The sequence below is a fragment of the Neisseria arctica genome (assembly GCF_022870905.1).
Lineage (GTDB): Bacteria > Pseudomonadota > Gammaproteobacteria > Burkholderiales > Neisseriaceae > Neisseria > Neisseria arctica.
Genome location: NZ_CP091510.1, coordinates 1,272,587 through 1,290,952, shown reverse-complemented (window position 1 = coordinate 1,290,952; position 18,366 = coordinate 1,272,587). Strand labels below are relative to the sequence as shown.

20 protein-coding genes are annotated in these 18,366 nt (G+C 45.8%); 15 read left to right on the top strand and 5 right to left on the bottom strand.

All coding sequences use genetic code 11. The features are described 5' to 3' along the window. Positions 1-5: 5 nt before the first annotated feature. On the bottom strand, positions 6-773 hold the full coding sequence (locus LVJ86_RS05895; protein WP_047760145.1) for a sulfite exporter TauE/SafE family protein: 768 nt from the start codon (positions 771-773) through the stop codon (positions 6-8). Positions 774-826: 53 nt separating this feature from the next. Then, a complete protein-coding gene (locus tag LVJ86_RS05890) occupies positions 827-1,432 on the bottom strand; it encodes a CNP1-like family protein (RefSeq protein WP_047760144.1) in 606 nt (201 codons plus the stop codon). Between the two features lie 155 nt (positions 1,433-1,587). Between LVJ86_RS05890 and LVJ86_RS05885 the strand changes: the two genes are divergently transcribed. The 4 genes from LVJ86_RS05885 (at position 1,588) to LVJ86_RS05870 (ending at position 4,241) form a co-directional block, all read left to right on the top strand. Further along, a complete protein-coding gene (locus tag LVJ86_RS05885; protein ID WP_047760143.1) occupies positions 1,588-1,812 on the top strand; it encodes a sulfurtransferase TusA family protein in 225 nt (74 codons plus the stop codon). Positions 1,813-1,824: 12 nt separating this feature from the next. Continuing rightward, positions 1,825-2,418, top strand: a complete 594-nt coding sequence (locus LVJ86_RS05880; protein ID WP_047760142.1) for an NMCC_0638 family (lipo)protein — start codon at positions 1,825-1,827, stop codon at positions 2,416-2,418. 34 nt (positions 2,419-2,452) lie between these two features. Beyond that, complete coding sequence (gene pyrC / locus LVJ86_RS05875; protein ID WP_047760141.1) at positions 2,453-3,496, top strand: dihydroorotase; 1,044 nt, start codon at positions 2,453-2,455, stop codon at positions 3,494-3,496. Positions 3,497-3,623: 127 nt separating this feature from the next. Then, positions 3,624-4,241: a lytic transglycosylase domain-containing protein gene (locus LVJ86_RS05870; RefSeq protein ID WP_047760267.1), complete on the top strand. Its 618-nt coding sequence runs from the start codon at positions 3,624-3,626 to the stop codon at positions 4,239-4,241. Positions 4,242-4,457: 216 nt separating this feature from the next. Here LVJ86_RS05870 and nadE read toward each other — a convergent pair whose 3' ends face one another. Next, complete coding sequence (gene nadE / locus LVJ86_RS05865; protein ID WP_047760140.1) at positions 4,458-5,249, bottom strand: NAD(+) synthase; 792 nt, start codon at positions 5,247-5,249, stop codon at positions 4,458-4,460. Between the two features lie 224 nt (positions 5,250-5,473). On the opposite strand from nadE, the gene LVJ86_RS05860 reads away from it, so the two are divergent. The 8 genes from LVJ86_RS05860 (at position 5,474) to rho (ending at position 12,741) form a co-directional block, all read left to right on the top strand. Further along, a complete protein-coding gene (locus LVJ86_RS05860; protein ID WP_047760139.1) occupies positions 5,474-6,397 on the top strand; it encodes an AEC family transporter in 924 nt (307 codons plus the stop codon). 146 nt (positions 6,398-6,543) lie between these two features. Beyond that, entirely contained in the window at positions 6,544-6,774 is a 231-nt protein-coding gene (locus tag LVJ86_RS05855) for a hypothetical protein (RefSeq protein WP_047760138.1), read from the top strand. Beyond that, positions 6,771-7,103 (top strand): SMR family transporter, encoded by a 333-nt coding sequence (locus LVJ86_RS05850; protein ID WP_047760137.1) that lies wholly within the window; start codon positions 6,771-6,773, stop codon positions 7,101-7,103. Before LVJ86_RS05855 ends, LVJ86_RS05850 begins: the two co-directional genes overlap by 4 nt. 2 nt (positions 7,104-7,105) lie before the next feature. Further along, positions 7,106-7,522, top strand: coding sequence for a gamma-butyrobetaine hydroxylase family protein (locus LVJ86_RS05845; RefSeq protein ID WP_047760136.1), 417 nt, complete (start codon positions 7,106-7,108; stop codon positions 7,520-7,522). A 29-nt stretch (positions 7,523-7,551) separates the two neighbouring features. Continuing rightward, positions 7,552-8,289, top strand: a complete 738-nt coding sequence (ubiE, locus tag LVJ86_RS05840; protein WP_047760135.1) for a bifunctional demethylmenaquinone methyltransferase/2-methoxy-6-polyprenyl-1,4-benzoquinol methylase UbiE — start codon at positions 7,552-7,554, stop codon at positions 8,287-8,289. 146 nt (positions 8,290-8,435) lie between these two features. Next, positions 8,436-9,260, top strand: a complete 825-nt coding sequence (locus tag LVJ86_RS05835; RefSeq protein ID WP_047760134.1) for a basic amino acid ABC transporter substrate-binding protein — start codon at positions 8,436-8,438, stop codon at positions 9,258-9,260. A 273-nt stretch (positions 9,261-9,533) separates the two neighbouring features. Next, a complete protein-coding gene (locus LVJ86_RS05830; protein WP_047760133.1) occupies positions 9,534-11,219 on the top strand; it encodes a glutamine--tRNA ligase/YqeY domain fusion protein in 1,686 nt (561 codons plus the stop codon). A 259-nt stretch (positions 11,220-11,478) separates the two neighbouring features. After that, positions 11,479-12,741, top strand: coding sequence for a transcription termination factor Rho (gene rho / locus LVJ86_RS05825; RefSeq protein ID WP_047760132.1), 1,263 nt, complete (start codon positions 11,479-11,481; stop codon positions 12,739-12,741). Positions 12,742-12,989: 248 nt separating this feature from the next. Here rho and ruvB read toward each other — a convergent pair whose 3' ends face one another. Together ruvB and LVJ86_RS05815 are read right to left on the bottom strand one after the other, a co-directional pair. Further along, on the bottom strand, positions 12,990-14,027 hold the full coding sequence (ruvB, locus tag LVJ86_RS05820) for a Holliday junction branch migration DNA helicase RuvB (RefSeq protein WP_047760131.1): 1,038 nt from the start codon (positions 14,025-14,027) through the stop codon (positions 12,990-12,992). 196 nt (positions 14,028-14,223) lie between these two features. Next, positions 14,224-14,403 carry a protein MIGRI gene (locus tag LVJ86_RS05815; RefSeq protein ID WP_047760130.1) on the bottom strand — a complete coding sequence of 60 codons (180 nt, stop codon included), beginning with the start codon at positions 14,401-14,403 and terminating at the stop codon, positions 14,224-14,226. Positions 14,404-14,510: 107 nt separating this feature from the next. On the opposite strand from LVJ86_RS05815, the gene metX reads away from it, so the two are divergent. From metX to LVJ86_RS05800, 3 genes are all read left to right on the top strand, one after another. Then, the gene (gene metX, locus LVJ86_RS05810; RefSeq protein WP_047760129.1) at positions 14,511-15,650 is read left to right on the top strand and encodes a homoserine O-succinyltransferase MetX; all 1,140 of its coding nucleotides are present in this window, start codon (positions 14,511-14,513) and stop codon (positions 15,648-15,650) included. Next, the gene (gene metW, locus LVJ86_RS05805) at positions 15,647-16,228 is read left to right on the top strand and encodes a methionine biosynthesis protein MetW (RefSeq protein WP_047760128.1); all 582 of its coding nucleotides are present in this window, start codon (positions 15,647-15,649) and stop codon (positions 16,226-16,228) included. The genes metX and metW overlap by 4 nt, the downstream gene beginning before the upstream one ends. Before the next feature lie 409 nt (positions 16,229-16,637). Then, a complete protein-coding gene (locus LVJ86_RS05800) occupies positions 16,638-18,353 on the top strand; it encodes a proline--tRNA ligase (RefSeq protein WP_047760127.1) in 1,716 nt (571 codons plus the stop codon). The last annotated feature ends 13 nt before the right edge of the window (positions 18,354-18,366 follow it).

The window sequence follows — 18,366 nt, the reverse complement described above, 5'->3', positions numbered from 1 at the left end:
TTTCCTTAAGCATTGAATAAATCCCAGCCGAAACGGCCTATCATAATTACCAGTAAAACCATAAAGCCGTAGCGCAAAAAGCGGCTGCCGCCTTTCAGTGCAACCTGTGCGCCGATAAGGCCGCCCGAAAGATTTGCGGCGGCAAGCGGTAATGCCCATGCCCAGACGATATGGCCATTAGGAATAAAAAAGGTGAGTGCGGCCAAGTTGGTTGTAAGGTTGATCACTTTGGCCGATGCGTTGGCGGTTAGAAAATCATAGGCGAAAAACCTTACGAATATGAAAGCTAGCAGGCTACCTGTTCCGGGGCCGAAAATGCCGTCATAAAAACCGATAAGTGCGCCGAAACCCAAGCCTATATAGTTTTCTTTGCGGCTGAGTGCGGTGGTGCGTACGGTTTGCCCCAAATCTTTTTTGGCGAAGGTGTAAATAAACATAGCCACCATAATCACCAACATAACGGGCTTGATGTATTGCACGGGCAGATAAGCGATTAGTTTGGCTCCGCAATAGGAGGCGGCAAAAGCAGCCGCAGCAGCAGGAAGCAGCATTTTCCACGGTACGGCTATGCTGCGTACCAACCGGCCGGTAGCCATGGAGGTTCCGCAAAATGATGCGAATTTATTGATGCCCATTAACGAGGCTACCGGTGTAGAGGAGGGAAGGAAATTGAACAAGCCGGGAATTTGCAGCAATCCGCCGCCGCCGACGGCGGCATCCATCAGGCCGGCTAAAAAGCCGATAATAAGCAACAGAATAAAATGTTCGTCCATAAAGGGGAGAGTCGTTAAAGAGGCCGTCTGAATATTTCAGACGGCCTGTAAGGTTATTTGGCGGTATTGGTAAGGGTATCGGCATAACGGCCGCTGCGTTGGCGTATGCGTTGTTTCAAGCCTTCTTCGGTACCGGGAACGCCGTCAATACAGAACGCACGGTAAATGACGCTGCGTATGGGGTCGGCCGTATTCAAAATTGCACCGATAGGTTTCCATTCGGCATTACGCGGCCGTATCCAGCGTTGGTTAACAGTATCTGCATAAGCAAAAGTTTTAAAGCTGGAACGGTTTTTTTCATCTGCAGCCAACGATGTACCCGCGCAGTAAAAGCCTTCTGCGCTCAGGTTGTCGTAACCTTGCACCGAGCGGGTGTTCAATATATAACGCACACTGCCGTCGGGAGCCAGGCTCAAACTATCCAGAAGTAATAGCGGACTTTTGTTGAAATCATTGTTGATATGGAGTTCGAACCACTCGCCTGTGCGAGTATCCGGTACGGGAGGTAAATCTACTTCGGTTTCTTTAAAACCATTTGCGGCACGTTCGGCCGCGCTTTCTACATAGCGCGTGTTAACCAGCGTGTCTTTATCGTGGCGGGATGCCGCGACAACCTGGGCGCTTGCGATAATCATAGCCAGCAAACATAAACGGCGCATAGTGTTCTCCAATTGATTTGCGTGCACTATTGTAGGGATTTCGTTTCGGCCGTGCAATATAGGTTAAGGAAAAGGCCGGGTGCAGGCATCCTGCCCGTATTGGTGATTCATTTTATTTGGTTATATAATTAAAAATTATTTAAAGAAGAATATTTATGGATACGCAATTATTGGATGTGACGGGTTTGAAGTGTCCGTTGCCGATTTTGAAAGCCAAAAAAGCACTGGCCGCTATGCAGGCGGGGGAAGTTTTGACCGTATTGGCGACCGATGCCGGTGCTCCTGACGATTTTGCTGCGTTTTGTAAGCAAACCGGACATGTTTTGCTGGAATCCTCAGAAGAAGACGGTACTTACCGCTTAGTCGTTAAGCACAAATAAGGCCGTCTGAAAGTGAAAACATACGGTGTTTTGGGAACAGTATTAACCGTTTCCCTGCTTTCTGCCTGCAACCGGACGGATGAGGCCGGGGACAATTTGATGCGGCACAATGCGACGACGGCAATTGCTTTTTTTGCCGAAGCCTGTATCGAAACAGGCGCCGATTTGCAAGGCATGGCCGCTTGGGCCCGGCAAAAAGGCTGGCATAAGCTGGAAAAAGCCGAATTGACCGCTCAGCCGTTCGGATTATTAGCCGCAGATGCAAAAAACGTATGGCTGTTCAGGCCGGATAAAGACACGGCATATTATTTGAGTGGAGACGGAAACTGCCGTATACAAGTTACCCGTGCCGATGCGGATATCCTGCAGGAGGGCTTCGCCAAGTTGGCTTTACAGGGGCGTAACGGTGTACAGGCGGCTTTACGTGCGGAAAATTATACTTCGACTCCGTTTCCTTTTACCCAGAAAGTCTATTCTTGGTGGCGCCCCGGGAGTGGAAGCGAAGTGTTATTAACCGCCAATACCTCGGTATCTGATTTTCTGCCTGCCCAGGCCGCTTTGGATTATCGGGAAGAGCAACTCGGAAAAGTAGTCATTAATCATTAACTTAGCTCCATGAAAATATCTATAAAGGAATATTATGCAAACACTTACTATAATCCGGCCGGATGATATGCATTTGCACGTACGCGACGGCGAAGCCATGCAGACGGTAGTGCCGTTTACCGCAAGGCAGATGGGGCGTGCGCTGATTATGCCGAATTTGAAACCGCCCGTAACTTCAGTCGAAGAGGCTTTGGCATATAAACAGCGTATTTTGGCTGCGGTACCGGAAGGGGTAGGTTTTGAGCCTTTGATGACATTATATCTCACCGACCGTACCACACCGGAGTTGGTGCGCGAAGCCAAAGCCGCAGGTATCGTTGCTTTCAAACTTTATCCGGCGGGCGCTACTACTAATTCAGATTCCGGCGTAACCGATTTGTTCAAGCTGATTCCAGTGTTGGAAGAGATGGCCCGGCAGGAAATTTTATTTTTGGTACATGGTGAAGTGACCGATCCGGAAATTGATATTTTCGACCGTGAGGCAGTCTTTATCGAACGCGTGATGAAGCCTGTTTTAGAAAAAGTGTCTAATCTCAAGGTGGTATTTGAGCACATTACCACGGCGGAAGCCGCCCGTTTGGTATGTGAAGCGGGCGAAAATGTCGCCGCAACGGTAACGCCGCAGCATTTGTTGCTGAATCGTAATGATTTGTTGGTCGGCGGTGTTCGTCCGCATCATTACTGTCTGCCCGTATTGAAACGCGAAAGCCACCGCCAAGCATTGGTTGCGGCTGTAACAGGTGAAAAATCACATAAATTCTTTTTGGGAACGGACAGTGCGCCGCATGCTCAAACCGCAAAAGAAAATGCTTGCGGCTGTGCGGGGATGTTTAGTGCCGTTACCGCTATCGAGCTTTATGCCGAAGTATTCGAACAGGCTGGCGCATTAGATAAACTCGAAGCCTTTGCATCAAAAAATGGCGCCCGTTTCTACGGGCTGCCTGAAAATCCGGGTACGTTAACTTTGCACAAACAAGCCCAACAAGTGCCTGAAAGCTTGCCTTTCGGTAACGGTGAAAAAATAGTACCGATGCGAGCCGGCGGAACGGTTGCTTGGAGTGTGCAATACGAATATTAATTTAAGCGTATTAAATCTAATAGGCCGTCTGAAATACCCCATAAATATCGTTAAGGTTTTTCAGACGGCCTTTAGCGGTATATTTTCAAAAAATCTAATAATGATTATTCACGATACGGAAAAAGAAATGTTTCTACCTCACTTAGATTTCCCCATTGGCCGCCGCCGCCTGTTATTGGCGGGATCTGCGCTTTTATTGCCGGCTTGGGCTCAGGCAGGGGCGCAACGCGAGGAAACTCTTTCGGATGACGTTGCTTCGGTGATGCGCAGTTCGATTAATAATGTCAATCCGCCCCGACTGGTTTTTGCCCGTGCAGAGGATGGTCGGCGCTGGTTGGGTGATATGTCGGCACGGTTGGCCCGTTTTGTGCCCGACGAAGGCGAGCGCCGCCGCCTGTTGGTTAATATCCAATATGAGTCGGTGCGTGCCGGCTTGGATACGCAGGTTATTTTGGGTTTGATAGAGGTAGAGAGTGCGTTTCGCCAATATGCCATCAGCAGTGTGGGTGCCCGAGGTTTGATGCAGGTTATGCCGTTCTGGAAACGATATATCGGCAAGCCTGAGCACAACCTTTTCGATATCCGCACGAATCTTCGTTACGGTTGCACAATCTTACGGCATTACAATAATGTCGAACGCGGTAATCTTTCCCGCGCACTGGCACGTTTTAACGGTAGTTTGGGTAGCAATAAATACCCGAATGCGGTGCTGGGAGCATGGCGTAACCGCTGGCAGTGGGGTTGATTTGATTAACTAATCTTCGGCTTAATTCTATTGCTTAGTCTGGTAGAAACATTACAGAAGATATGGATAAATATTTAATGCCGTCTGAAAGTTTCAGACGGCATTTTTTATGATAATGCTAGGCTGCTATTCTCAAACGTAAGGTTCTTAATTTTGAACTCTGAACATATGTTGCGTCCGGCAATTAAAAGGATAAGCTGTTTCGATCGCGCAAAACTATTTCAGAAGTTCATCGGGAATATCACATACCGGAATAGGGTTAACCTTATGCTGCATAGCTTTGTGCAGGCGGGTATAGATTTCCAATACTTCACGTTGGCGGCCTTGCAGATCTTCGGGCTTTTGTTTGCCGTAAACGCTCATAGCCCATTCCAATTCGTTATAGCTTGCGCCCATTTGCTGCTCGTCGGTGCGCTCGATGTCCCATAATCCGTCTGTGGGAACGGCTTTTTGAATGGATTCGATTACATCGAGTTCTTTAGCTAATTGGTAAACTTGGCTTTTCAGCAGATCGGCAATAGGGCTGATATCAACGCCGCCATCGCCGTATTTTGTGAAAAAGCCCACGCCAAAATCTTCAACTTTATTGCCCGTGCCGGTAACCAGCAGGCCGTTGATTTGACCATAGTAGTAAAGTGTTACCATGCGTAGCCGGGAGCGGGCGTTGGCTAATGCTAGATTTTTGGCGGGGTAGGCATTTTCATCTACATTTACCGTTTCGGCAAATTGGTTGAAAGTAGGGGTAAGGTCAACACTTAAGCCTGATACGTTGGGAAATTTCTCCGTAAGATTTTTAATATGCTCTTGCGCTCGGCTGACTTGGTCGGCTTGTTGGCGGATGGGCATTTCCAAAAGCAGGGTGGGCATGCCGGTACGGGCGGCCAAAGTAGATACGACAGCAGAATCGATGCCGCCTGAAACTCCCACTACAAAGCCTTTTGCTTTGGCATTTTGGGCGTAGGTTTTCAGCCAATTGACAATATGGTCGATAACGGCTTGGGTTTGCATAAAAGGGCTCCTGGCTGTATGGGGTAAAAATATTAATATAGCGTGATTTGGTGCCGTCTGAAAGAGCGGATGCAGACAGCGTGTGCAAAAGATTGTAGCTGAAGATTTGGCAACAAGATTTGATTACGGGCGTTTTAGGCAGTTCGGACTGGCTGCTTCTGTTAAAATTACGAAATCTGCCATGTAATTTATTTTAAAACCGGCGGATTTTTGAGGATAAAGCCATGCTTGCCGTTTTAACCATTACCGCACCGATATTTGTCGTGATGGCAATGGGATTTTTTGCAGTCCGCTTCGAAATGTTTACCGAAAGCCAATTGGCCGCTTTGGGTAAATTTGTGATCCGTATCGGCTTGCCGATGTTGGTGTTTCATGCCATTGCTACCCGCCCGATTGCCGATGTGTTTAGCCCTATATATTTGGCAGGCTATGGTATGGCTTCGTTGTTAGCATTTGTTGTGGGTTGGGCTGCTAGCCGTTATCGTGGGCAAGAAGCGGTATTGTCCGCTCTTAACGGATTGGCAACGGGAATGTCGAATACCGGCTTCATCGGTTATCCTTTGGCGGTAATGGCTTTGGGCAATTCGGCGGGCATATATTTTGCCATGAATGTTTTGATTGAAAATATTTTGATTTTGCCGCTGATGTTTGTATTGATTGATTTGGCAAAGGGTAGTGAAAAAGTCGGGGCAACTTTACGGCGGCTGGCTATTAACCTTTTGAAAAATCCGATTATTTTGGCATTGTTGATAGGGTTGTTTTTTTCTGTATCTGCTATTCCCGTGCCTGCGGTATTGGAGCGGGTATCCGCTATGTTGGCTTCGGCGGCTTCGCCGCTGGCCTTATTTGTGATAGGCGGCGGATTAGTAGGCTTGTCTGTTCAGGGTAATTTGAAAGATATTTTGCCTGTAGTGATCGGAAAGCTTTTGGTATTTCCTTTATTGGTAGTGGCTTGTTTGTGGGGCTTTGGCGCAAGTAAAGAAATAATGTTTGCGGGCGCTTTGCTGGCAAGCGTACCTATGGCCAGTATGTACCCGATTTTCGGTAGGCAATACGGTTTTGCCCGGCAAACTGCGGCGGTAATGTTACTGACAACAGTTATATCGTTTTTTTCTATTTCCTTAGTTCTGTTGTTGGGGCACGGTTAAAGAAAGTTTAAATAGGCCGTCTGAAACTTAGGTAAAAAGATTAGGTGGGGAAGCCTATCGGATTACCTTCCTTAATGTTTTAAGAAAAGCTCACAGGCAGTTTCTGCTACAATAAAATAAGATTACAGCCTCTTGAAAGACATTTGATGGACAGCGTGAAAATCCGTAGTGCCACACGCGCCGCGTTTCTCTCTATTGCAGCCATGATGTTGGCTTTTACTTTGGTGGTAACTTTCATGTTGCTGCCGATGGGCTTGGATAGTAATGGGCGGCTTTGGGCAGTGCGCTTGTCGCTATATGCATTGGTGTTTTTTGCGCTGATAGGCGGGCTGTTTAGTATTCGCGTATTTTTACTGAAGCGTAAGGATAGCCGGTGAACGTGTGGATTTTATTGGCATTGGCCATCGCTCTGGAAATATGCGGTACATTACTGCTGAAGCTGAGCAATGGCTTTGCTAACTGGCAGGCTGCAGCCGGGGCGCTATTTTGTTATGGTTTGGCTTTTTACTGCCTGTCGGTATTGTTGAAAACCATTCCGGTAGGAATTGCTTATGCCATATGGTCGGGCGTTGGTATCGCCGCTGTTTCAATAATCGGCTGGTTGTTTATGAATCAGAAACTCGATATGGCGGCTTTAATCGGTATAGGCATGATTATTGCCGGTGTTTTGGTAATTAATTTATTTTCTCAAGTAGGAACACATTAACTATGAAGTATCCGACTCCCGAAGAAATCAGGCTGCAAAACAGCCGTGCGGCCTTAACTTTGGTTTATGGCGGTTCGGCAAAATCACTGCCTGCCGAGTTTTTGAGAGTGTATTCTCCTAGTGCTGAGGTGCGCGGCCACGGAGTAGGCCAGGAAGTATTACAAACAGGGAAAGCCGCTGTTTTGATCATGGGATTGGAGCCGGTAGGGCAATATGCTTTGAAAATTACTTTTTCAGACGGCCATGACAGCGGTTTGTACGACTGGGATTATTTATATAAATTGGCTCACGAATACGATACAATGTGGGCAGACTATTTACGCGCAATCGAAGCGGCAGGTGCGTCGCGCATCGCATCTCCGCTAGAAGCCGTGCCGGCTAAAACCGGCTGCGGTTCGGGCGGTTGCGGCAAACATTAAAAGCAAAAAGCAGAGTATCAGGATAAAAAATGAGTGACAACAAAACCCATTTCGGTTTCAAAACCGTAGATGAAAGTGAAAAAGCCGGAAAAGTAGCCGAGGTATTCCATTCGGTAGCCAGCAATTATGACATTATGAACGATGTCATGTCGGGCGGGCTGCATCGTGTTTGGAAACATTTCACAATCAATACAGCTCGTTTGAATAAGGGGGATAAAGTATTGGATATCGCGGGTGGTACGGGCGATTTGTCGCGCGGTTGGGCCAAGCGTGTCGGAAAAGAAGGCGAAGTATGGCTGACCGATATCAACTCATCTATGCTTACCGTAGGCCGGGACCGACTGCTTAACGAAGGCTTGATTCTGCCTGTTTCCTTGGCAGATGCCGAAAAGTTACCTTTCCCGGATAATTATTTCAATCTGGTTTCGGTTGCTTTCGGTTTACGTAACATGACTCATAAAGATGCTGCTTTAAAAGAAATGTACCGCGTGCTTAAGCCGGGAGGCACGTTATTGGTATTGGAATTCTCGAAAGTATTCAAACCGCTGGCACCTGCATATGATTTATATTCATTCAAACTGTTGCCGTTGATGGGAAAAGTAATTGCCAAAGATGGCGACAGCTATCAATATTTGGCCGAGTCCATCCGTATGCATCCTGATCAGGAAACATTAAAACAAATGATGTTGGATGCCGGATTTGATAGTGTCGACTATCATAATATGACTGCCGGTGTGGTAGCGCTTCATAAAGGCATCAAATTCTAAAGGTATGTTTGCCGGCATTCTGTCGCACAAATACCCGGAATTTAATGACGGATATGGCTACCGGCGTAGAGTAAATTTCCAGCGCAAAAAATATTGTGTATGATATGCCGTTTTAACGGCATATTATGATTTTATAAGGATTCACCATGTTTAAAAAAACCGCCGTATTGGCAGCTTTGGCTTCTGCTCTTTTTCTGGGAGCATGCTCGAAAAATGAAAGCAGTCAGAAAACTGCAACCGAAGCTCCGGCAGGTAAAACCTATATCGTGGCTGCTGATGCCGCCTATGCACCATTTGAATTTGAAGATAACGGTAAAGTCGTAGGTTTTTCAATTGATATTCTAGACGCCATTGCAGCCAAAGAAGGTATCAAATTCGATTATGTGAATACACCTTGGGAAGGTATTTTCGCCAACTTGAATAAGGGTGATAGTGATGTAGTTTCTTCAAGCGTAACCATTACAGACGAACGCAAAGCTTCATTGGATTTTTCAGACCCGTATTTTGAAGCTTCCCAGCTGATTGTCGTTGGTGAAAAAGGAGATACAATCAAATCATTTGCAGATTTGAAAAAACATACCGTTTCCGTACAAAACGGCACGACCGGTGATTTGGTTGTACAAAAATTACAAGGTGCAAATAGCACGAATATCAAACGTTTTGAAAATATGCCGTTAGCACTCACGGAGTTGTTGAGTGGAGGTGCTGATGCTTCCGTGGGCGATAACGGTGTGGTACAAAACTTTGTAAACAATAATCCGAACGCCAAACTTCGAACTATTACTGATCCTTCTTTTGAGAAAGAATACTATGGTTTTGTTGTTAAAAAAGGCCGTAGTGATGAATTGTTGTCTAAAATTAATTCAGGGTTGGCTGCTATCAAAGCAGATGGTACATACCAGCAGATTCAGGATAAATGGTTCGGAGGTGCCAAACAAGCTGCAGCCTCAGAAGCTTCGGCTGCCAAGTAACCATTATTCGCCTAATAAAAAAAGGCCACCGGAACGGGTGGTCTTTTTTTATTAGGCATAGTTGCCAAGGCGACTCTATCTCCGACGCGATTGGCAACCCATGCCTGACCTTAGTAAAATCTGAAATTTTTTAAATCAAGCAGGCCGTCTGAAACAGGCAGTTGAAATTTCAGGTACAATACACCATTATTACTCAAACGAAGCAACAGGCCTTTCAGACGGCCGCATAATGTTTTCATACACTTACTCGAAATAATCGACCACATTAATATTATGATGAATAAAGAACAATTTGCCGATAATCATTTTATCCGCAATATCATTGATGAAGATCTTGCCAGCGGTAAACATACAGCCATTCAAACCCGCTTCCCGCCCGAACCCAACGGTTATCTGCATATCGGTCATGCAAAATCCATTTGCTTAAACTTTGGTTTGGCCTATATCTATGACGGCTTGTGCAATTTGCGTTTTGATGATACCAATCCGGAAAAAGAGTCGGAAGAATATGTCCGTGCCATTAAAGAAGATGTTCAATGGCTGGGTTTCCAATGGGCGGGTGAACCCCGTTTCGCTTCAAATTATTTTGATCAACTTTTCGAGTATGCGGTCGGCCTGATTAAAGACGGTAAAGCTTATGTAGATGATTTGAGCGCGGAGGAAATGCGCGAATATCGCGGCACATTAACCGAACCGGGTAAAAACAGCCCGTACCGTGACCGTAGCGTTGAAGAAAACCTTGATTTATTCATGCGTATGAAGGCCGGTGAGTTTCCCGACGGCAGTAAAACCCTGCGCTTAAAAATCGATATGGCATCAGGTAACGTTAATATGCGCGATCCGGTAATTTACCGTATCCGCCGCGTGCACCATCACAATACCGGTGATAAATGGTGTATTTATCCGATGTATGATTATACTCATGCTATTTCCGATGCCATCGAACATATTACCCATTCCTTATGTACATTGGAGTTTGAAGCGCATCGCCCCTTATACGACTGGGTGTTGGACAATATTCCAATTGATAACCACCCGCGTCAATACGAGTTTTCCCGTTTGGAGCTGCTTTATTCGATTACATCTAAGCGTAAGCTAAATCAACTGGTTACAGACGGTCATGTAAATGGCTGGGATGATCCCCGCATGCCCACTATTTCCGGTATGCGCCGCCGCGGTTATACGCCGGAAGGCTTACGCCTATTTGCCAAACGCGTTGGTATTTCCAAATCGGAAAATATTGTTGATATGAGCGTACTCGAGGGTGCTATCCGCGAAGAGCTGGAAGACAGTGCGCCGCGCATGATGGCTGTGCTTAATCCGATTAAAGTAGAGCTGATCAATTATGATTCTGCCATTACTCAAAGCCGTAGCGCTCCTTATCATCCGAATCATCCTGAATTAGGCGAGAGGGAAATACCGATTTCTAAAACTATTTATATAGAAGCTGATGATTTTAGTGAAAATCCACCGGCCGGTTGGCAGCGTCTGACTCTGGGCGGCGAAGTCCGCTTACGTTACAGCTACGTTATCAAATGCGAAGAGGTGGTGAAAGATGCCGGTGGCCGTATCGTTTCGCTAAAATGCAGTATCGATCATGATACCTTGGGTAAAAAGCCGGAAGGGCGGAAAGTAAAAGGCGTTATCCATTGGCTTGCGGCAGAGCATGCCGTGCATGCTACTGTACGCTTGTATGACCGCCTGTTTACCGAAGCGCGCCCCGATGCGGTACGCGGAGAAGACGGCGAATACTTGCCGTTTACAGACTTTCTCAATCCGGATTCGATGACGAAAATCGATGCTTGGGTAGAACCTGTTGCAAATACTTTGGTTTCTGAATCCCGTTATCAATTCGAAAGATTGGGTTATTTTGTAACGGACCGCTACGATCATAAGCCAGATGCTCCGGTGTTTAACCGCACCGTTACATTAAAAGATAATTGGCAAGCCAAAAATTAGCCATTCGAAAATAAAGCCGCCTGGAATTTTCAGACGGCTTTAATTATAACCCTTCAATCAATCGAAAACAGATTTTAAATATAATTAAATTTGACAAATACGGAACTAGTCCATAGAATCCGCGTCAGACAAATGCTTTGTCGTCCTATCTCAGCCTAATCGGCAGCAACTCCCTTAAATTTAGTTTCAAATTATTTTTCAGACGGCCTTTCTCAACGGCTTTCAATTTTTCATTATTCAAATCATATAAAATAAAATCATGCACGTTTCCGAATTACAAACCCAGCATATTTCCAAACTTTTAGAAATGGCCGAGCAACACGGTATTGAAAATGCCAACCGCTTACGCAAACAAGATCTGGTATTTGCCATTGTGCGCCAAATGATGAAGCAGGGCGAAAGTTTTACCTGCTCGGGTACTTTGGAAATTCTGCCCGACGGTTTCGGCTTTTTGCGCAGTTCCGATACTTCATATTTGGCCGGCCCGGACGATATTTATGTATCGCCCAATCAAATCCGCCGGTTTAACCTGCATACAGGCGACACTATTGAAGGCAGTGTACGTGTTCCGAAAGATAACGAGCGGTATTTTGCTTTGGTACGCCTTGATAAAATCAATGGCGACCATCCTGAGGTTTGCAAACACAAAATTCTGTTTGAAAATCTGACTCCGCTTTTCCCGACACGCCAGCTCAAGCTGGAGCGTGATATTAAAGCCGAAGAAAATATTACCAGCCGTGCCATCGATTTGGTTTCGCCGATTGGCATGGGGCAGCGCGCTTTATTGGTTGCTCCGCCGAAGTCGGGTAAAACCGTTATGCTGCAAAATATTGCTCATGCGATTACAGCCAATAATCCTGAAGTGGAATTGATTGTTTTACTGATTGACGAGCGTCCTGAAGAAGTTACCGAGATGACCCGCTCAGTGCGCGGTGAAGTGGTATCTTCTACATTTGACGAACCGGCAGCGCGCCATGTGCAGGTAGCCGAAATGGTGATTGAAAAAGCCAAACGTATGGTAGAGCATAAGAAAGACGTAGTCATTTTGCTCGATTCGATTACCCGTCTTGCGCGTGCCTACAATACCGTTGTTCCGGCTTCAGGAAAAATTCTGACAGGCGGTGTTGACGCAAATGCCTTGCATCGTCCGAAACGCTTTTTTGGCGCAGCACGGAATATCGAAGAGGGTGGCTCTCTAACCATTATCGCGACTGCTTTGGTAGAAACCGGCAGCCGTATGGATGATGTGATTTTCGAAGAGTTCAAAGGTACGGGTAATATGGAACTACACCTTGATCGGCGCTTGGCGGAAAAGCGTGTCTTCCCCGCTATTAATATTAATAAGTCGGGCACGCGCCGTGAAGAATTATTGGTGCCGAATGATCAGTTACAGAAAATGTGGCTGTTGCGTAAATTCTTACATCCGATGGATGATTTGGAAGCTACCGAATTCTTAGTTGGTAAATTGAAAGATTCAAAAGACAACAATGATTTCTTTGAATTGATGAGAGGAAGTAAATAAGGCCGTCTGAAAGTATGAATGACTTTTCAAACTTTGAATGATTTATAAAAAGTAGCGAAGGCTGAACTCTATTTACTGGATTCAGCCTTTAATTTTATTTATTTTTCATTTGTATAAAAAAGAAATATAACCCTGTTTCTTTAAATAGGGATCATTTAAATTTGCCTATAAAAAATTGCTGCAGTGAAAAGCTAACTAAAATACCTAACTTTTCACTGCAGCAATTTAGTGTTCGGGTAAGCTGATATCTATTCTGAATCCGGCTTGTTTAGGCCGAAATGCAGATATGACCGTTCGGTAGCTATGCGGCCGCGGGGTGTACGTTGTAAAAAGCCTTGTTGTATTAAGTACGGTTCGATAACGTCTTCTATCGTGTCAGTAGACTCACCGATGGCAGCGGCAACGTTTTCCAAGCCTACCGGGCCACCGCTGAATTTATGCAAAATGGCATCTAAAAATTTTCTATCCATTAAATCTAATCCGGCCGCATCTACATCAAGCATAGAAAGTGCGGCATCTGCCACGGCCGCATCAATGACGCCGCTGTGTTTGACTTCTGCATAGTCTCGCACCCGCCGTAACAGGCGGTTTGCAATTCGAGGGGTTCCTCTGCTGCGCTTGGCTACTTCCATCGCACCTTCTTTACCCATATTCAATTGTAAAAGTTGTGCCGAACGGCTGACGATAGTCGCTAAGTCGGTATGTTCGTAAAATTCCAGTCTAGAAACAATACCGAAACGGTCACGCAGCGGATTGGTCAGCATGCCGGCGCGGGTTGTCGCTCCCACAAGAGTGAAGGGCGGCAAATCGATTTTAACCGACCGGGCGGCGGGACCTTCTCCGATCATGATATCCAACTGATAATCTTCCAATGCGGGATAAAGGATTTCTTCAACTACAGGGCTTAGACGGTGAATCTCATCGATAAACAATACGTCGTGAGGTTCGAGATTGGTGAGTAATGCAGCCAAATCTCCCGCACGTTCTAATACGGGGCCACTGGTTTGGCGTAGATTTACACCGAGTTCTTTGGCGATAATGTGCGCCAGTGTCGTTTTGCCCAGTCCCGGGGGGCCGAATAATAATGTGTGGTCAAGTGCTTCGCCGCGCTTTTTGGCAGCTTGGATGAAAATAGCCAGCTGCTCTTTGGCTTTGGCTTGCCCGATATAATCTTGCAGGGTTTTCGGACGTAAAGCGCGCTCAAGTAGCTCTTCTTGCGAAGAAATATTATGCGAGGTAATGATACGCTGCGATGCGGCAGCCGTGAGGTTATCTGTTTGCAGCATGGTATAAACTTTAAAGAAAATCAGTTCAATGATACCTGAAAACGTAATATTTGGCTTGCGTTAGACAGATCTAAATAGAAAATGGCAGGTGGGTTTTTAAACATCAAAAATTAGTTTTAAAATGAAGGCATAAGATAGAGGCTAGCTATATTTATTGCTGAAAACATAGGCTGTCTGAAAGTGTGGCAGTGGCAGGTTATGAAAGTGATTTGTAAAGATACCAGGCTAAAACAATGGCGGAAACGACGAGATAAACCCATGCACTGATAATCATGACACGGCTAATCGTCTGCTTTTGCTTACGGTTGAATAATCGGTTGATAATCAATCCGATAATTCCTAAAAAGAAGATAATTTTTAAGATACGGCCAATCATTTTGATTTTTGCAGGCCGTCTGAACGCCTTATTCCGGCGGCCTTTTATCCACAAAATACCGACAAGCCGCTATAATAACCGTTTTCCGCCGTATTTGTCCGATTGTTATGAGCACAAATCAAAATGTGTGGTTGGTTTCACCGCAAAAAATCTCTTTTGAAACACCATTGTCTTTAGAAAACGGTGAAGTTTTACCACGCTTTGATTTGATGGTGGAAACTTATGGCGAATTAAACGCAGAAAAATCTAACGCGGTATTGATATGTCATGCGCTATCAGGGCATCATCACGTTGCGGGCAGGCATAGTGCCGAGGATACACATGCCGGCTGGTGGGACAATATGGTAGGTCCCGGCAAGCCGATTGATACTGACCGCTTTTTTGTCGTAGGCCTTAATAATCTGGGCGGCTGTCACGGTAGTACGGGGCCTTTATCGCCTAATCCGCGAAGCGGCCACAATTACGGAGCCGATTTCCCTATGATAACGGTGAAAGACTGGGTTCGTTCGCAGGCTCTGTTGGCCGATTATTTTGGAATCAACCGATGGGCGGCGGTAGTCGGTGGCAGCTTGGGGGGCATGCAGGCTCTGCAATGGGCGATAGATTTTCCCGAGCGTGTAAGCCATGCTTTGGTTATTGCTTCCGCACCGAAGCTTTCTACTCAAAATATTGCTTTTAACGATGTCGCCCGCCAAGCGATTTTAACCGACCCTGATTTTTACGGCGGCCATTATGAACGGTTCAACAAAATACCTAAGCGCGGTTTGAAGATTGCCCGGATGATGGGGCATATTACTTATCTGGCTGAAGAAGGATTGGGTAAAAAATTCGGACGCGAATTGCGCAATGACCGTTATCAATACGGGTATGATATTGAGTTTGAAGTGGAATCTTATCTCCGTTATCAGGGCGACAAATTTGCCGGCAGTTTTGATGCAAACACCTATCTATTGATGACAAAAGCCTTGGATTATTTTGATCCTGCCGCCGAATACGGGCATGATCTGCAAAAAGCCTTGAGTCATACGCAAGCCAAATTTTTCGTAGCCAGCTTTAGTAGCGATTGGCGTTTTTCACCCGAGCGTTCCCATGAGTTGGTCAAGGCATTGATTGCCGCCCGAAAACCTGTTCAATACATCGAAATAGAATCCAATCACGGGCACGATGCCTTTTTGATGGAGGATGAGCCGTATATTCGTGCAGTGCGCACCTATATGAATAATATTGATAAGGAACTTCGGGCATGAAATTACGCGATGATTTGCAATTGATTTACGAATGGATTCCTGCCGGCAGCCGTGTCTTAGACCTCGGCTGCGGAGACGGCGAATTACTATCTGCTTTGGTTACTTACAAGCAGTGCAGCGGTTATGGCGTGGAGATTGATACGGACAGCGTTATTGCGGCTATCGGCCGTGGGATAAATGTTATTCAGGCGGATTTGGAACGGGGCCTACAGGTATTTGACGACAATAGTTTCGATGTTATCGTATTAAGCCAAACCATTCAGGCTATGCAAAACACAGAAACTATTTTACGCGACCTGACCCGTGTCGCTAAACAGGCCATTGTATCGTTTCCGAATTTCGGTTATTGGCGCAACCGCTTGCAAATCGCATTTGGCGGCCATATGCCTGTATCCGAGCGTATGCCTTATCAATGGTATAACACACCGAATATTCATTGGTGTACTTTGGAAGATTTTGACCGCTTATGTGCCAAAAATAATATCCGAGTATTGGAGCGTTCGGTGATGGCTGGTAGTAAAAGAATCGAAAAGCTGCCCAATCTTTTAGGTAGTTTGGCGTTCTACCGAGTGGGATAAATCAACAAGTACTATCGGATAGCATAAAAATTTCACGTGGAAACGGTATGGCTGCCTGGTTTTTCTTTATATTTTGGCGGGCAGTCATAATTCATACACAATATCTGTGGATAACTTTGTGGATAAGCTTTGAGTAATGTGAAAAAATCAAGAAAACTCCAATCCTCTGCTTAATCTGATTAAAAAATAGTCAATTTAAAATCATATTAAAATCAATGAGTTATTTAAATTTTGATATGAATCTTATTATTTAAAAAAAATTATAAGTAAAAACAATGCGGTTGAAAAAGCTGTGTATGAAAGCAGTTGACAACTATCAAAATACGGCGGTTTCGGTGAGAAAAGTATGCTTTCGACACGGTTTCACTGTACAATGCGACATCATTCTAATGACCAGAATTTACATATTATGAAAGCCAGTCAATTTTTCATTTCCACGCTCAAAGAAGCACCTGCCGAAGCCACTTTACCCAGTCATCAATTAATGATCCGCGCCGGTTTGATTAAAGGTGTCGCATCCGGTTTGTATACTTGGATGCCCATGGGTTTGCGTGTTTTACGCAAAGTGGAAGCTATCGTGCGTGAAGAGATGAACCGCAGCGGTTCGGTAGAATTACTGATGCCGGTAGTACAGCCTGCCGAATTATGGCAGGAAAGTGGCCGTTGGGAATTTTACGGTAAAGAATTATTGCGCATCAAAGACCGCCACGAGCGTGATTTTTGCATGGGGCCGACTTGTGAAGAAGTGATTACCGACATTGTGCGCAAGGAAATCACCAGCTATAAACAACTACCAAAAAACTTTTATCATATCCAAACCAAATTCCGCGATGAAGTTCGCCCGCGCTTTGGTGTTATGCGCGCCCGCGAATTTGTGATGAAAGACGCTTATTCTTTCCATGCCGACTATGAATCATTAGTTCGTGACGGCTACCAACCGATGTATGATGCGTATTGTCGGATTTTTGACCGTTTAGGTTTGAACTACCGCCCCGTGGCTGCTGATACCGGCAGTATCGGCGGGACGGGTTCGCATGAATTCCAAGTATTGGCAGAAAGTGGTGAAGACGTTATTGCCTACAGCGATACTTCTGACTTTGCCGCCAACGTCGAATTAGCCGCCACCCTGCCGCTAGCGGGCGAACGTGCCGCTGCCGCAGAGACATTAGAAAAAGTGCATACTCCTAATGTTAAAACCATTAATGAGTTGGTAGCATTCCTAAATGTACCAATTGAGCGCACTTTAAAATCCATCGTGGTAGAAGGTGAAGAAGAGGGCGAGTTGGTATTGCTTCTATTGCGCGGAGATCATGAATTCAACGATATCAAAGCCGAAAAACTGGCAGGTGTAAAATCACCGCTTACCATGGCAAATCCTGCCCTGATTCGTGACGAATTCGGTGCGAACGGCGGTTCCTTGGGACCGGTAGGCTTTAAAGGCCGCGTTTATGCCGATTTTGCTACCGAAAAAGCGGCCGATTGGGTTATCGGTGCCAATGAAGACGACTACCACTACACCGGTTTCAATTTCGGTCGTGATGCGGTTGAGCCTGAGTTTGTCGATTTACGCAACGTACTGGAAGGCGATCCCAGCCCCGACGGGCAAGGCCGTCTGAAATTAGCGCGCGGTATTGAAGTCGGACATGTCTTCCAATTGCGTACTAAATATTCGGAAGCCATGAATACCACTTTCTTGGATAACAACGGTAAATCGCAAATCATGGAAATGGGCTGTTACGGTATCGGTATTACCCGTATCGTAGCGGCGGCCATCGAGCAGAATCATGACGAAAACGGTATTATCTGGACAAAAGCCATGGCACCTTTTACTGTGGTGATTGTGCCGATGAATTACAAAAAATCCGATAGTGTACGCGAAGCGGCCGATAAGCTTTATGAAGAGTTGTTGGCTCAAGGTGTGGATGTATTGTTGGACGATAGAGATGAGCGTGCGGGCGTATTGTTGAATGATTCCGAATTATTGGGTATTCCGCACCGCATCGTTATCGGCGACCGTGCATTAAAAGAGGGTAACGTTGAATACCGGGCCCGCGCCGCAGAAGAAAACGAAACTGTGGCTATCGGTGAAATTGTAGGTAAAGTATTGGCGGTATTGGCAGATTGATTAAAGACGCATA

Coding starts and splice junctions, on each gene's coding strand:
- metX (WP_047760129.1), top strand. CDS start 14,511: ATGAGCACAAATCAAAATGTGTGGTTGGTTTCACCGCAAAAAATCTCT.
- LVJ86_RS05815 (WP_047760130.1), bottom strand. CDS start 14,403: ATGATTGGCCGTATCTTAAAAATTATCTTCTTTTTAGGAATTATCGGA.
- rho (WP_047760132.1), top strand. CDS start 11,479: ATGCACGTTTCCGAATTACAAACCCAGCATATTTCCAAACTTTTAGAA.
- nadE (WP_047760140.1), bottom strand. CDS start 5,249: ATGCAAACCCAAGCCGTTATCGACCATATTGTCAATTGGCTGAAAACC.
- LVJ86_RS05835 (WP_047760134.1), top strand. CDS start 8,436: ATGTTTAAAAAAACCGCCGTATTGGCAGCTTTGGCTTCTGCTCTTTTT.
- LVJ86_RS05830 (WP_047760133.1), top strand. CDS start 9,534: ATGATGAATAAAGAACAATTTGCCGATAATCATTTTATCCGCAATATC.
- LVJ86_RS05895 (WP_047760145.1), bottom strand. CDS start 773: ATGGACGAACATTTTATTCTGTTGCTTATTATCGGCTTTTTAGCCGGC.
- LVJ86_RS05870 (WP_047760267.1), top strand. CDS start 3,624: ATGTTTCTACCTCACTTAGATTTCCCCATTGGCCGCCGCCGCCTGTTA.
- metW (WP_047760128.1), top strand. CDS start 15,647: ATGAAATTACGCGATGATTTGCAATTGATTTACGAATGGATTCCTGCC.
- LVJ86_RS05800 (WP_047760127.1), top strand. CDS start 16,638: ATGAAAGCCAGTCAATTTTTCATTTCCACGCTCAAAGAAGCACCTGCC.
- LVJ86_RS05890 (WP_047760144.1), bottom strand. CDS start 1,432: ATGCGCCGTTTATGTTTGCTGGCTATGATTATCGCAAGCGCCCAGGTT.
- ruvB (WP_047760131.1), bottom strand. CDS start 14,027: ATGCTGCAAACAGATAACCTCACGGCTGCCGCATCGCAGCGTATCATT.
- LVJ86_RS05860 (WP_047760139.1), top strand. CDS start 5,474: ATGCTTGCCGTTTTAACCATTACCGCACCGATATTTGTCGTGATGGCA.
- ubiE (WP_047760135.1), top strand. CDS start 7,552: ATGAGTGACAACAAAACCCATTTCGGTTTCAAAACCGTAGATGAAAGT.
- LVJ86_RS05855 (WP_047760138.1), top strand. CDS start 6,544: ATGGACAGCGTGAAAATCCGTAGTGCCACACGCGCCGCGTTTCTCTCT.
- LVJ86_RS05845 (WP_047760136.1), top strand. CDS start 7,106: ATGAAGTATCCGACTCCCGAAGAAATCAGGCTGCAAAACAGCCGTGCG.
- LVJ86_RS05885 (WP_047760143.1), top strand. CDS start 1,588: ATGGATACGCAATTATTGGATGTGACGGGTTTGAAGTGTCCGTTGCCG.
- pyrC (WP_047760141.1), top strand. CDS start 2,453: ATGCAAACACTTACTATAATCCGGCCGGATGATATGCATTTGCACGTA.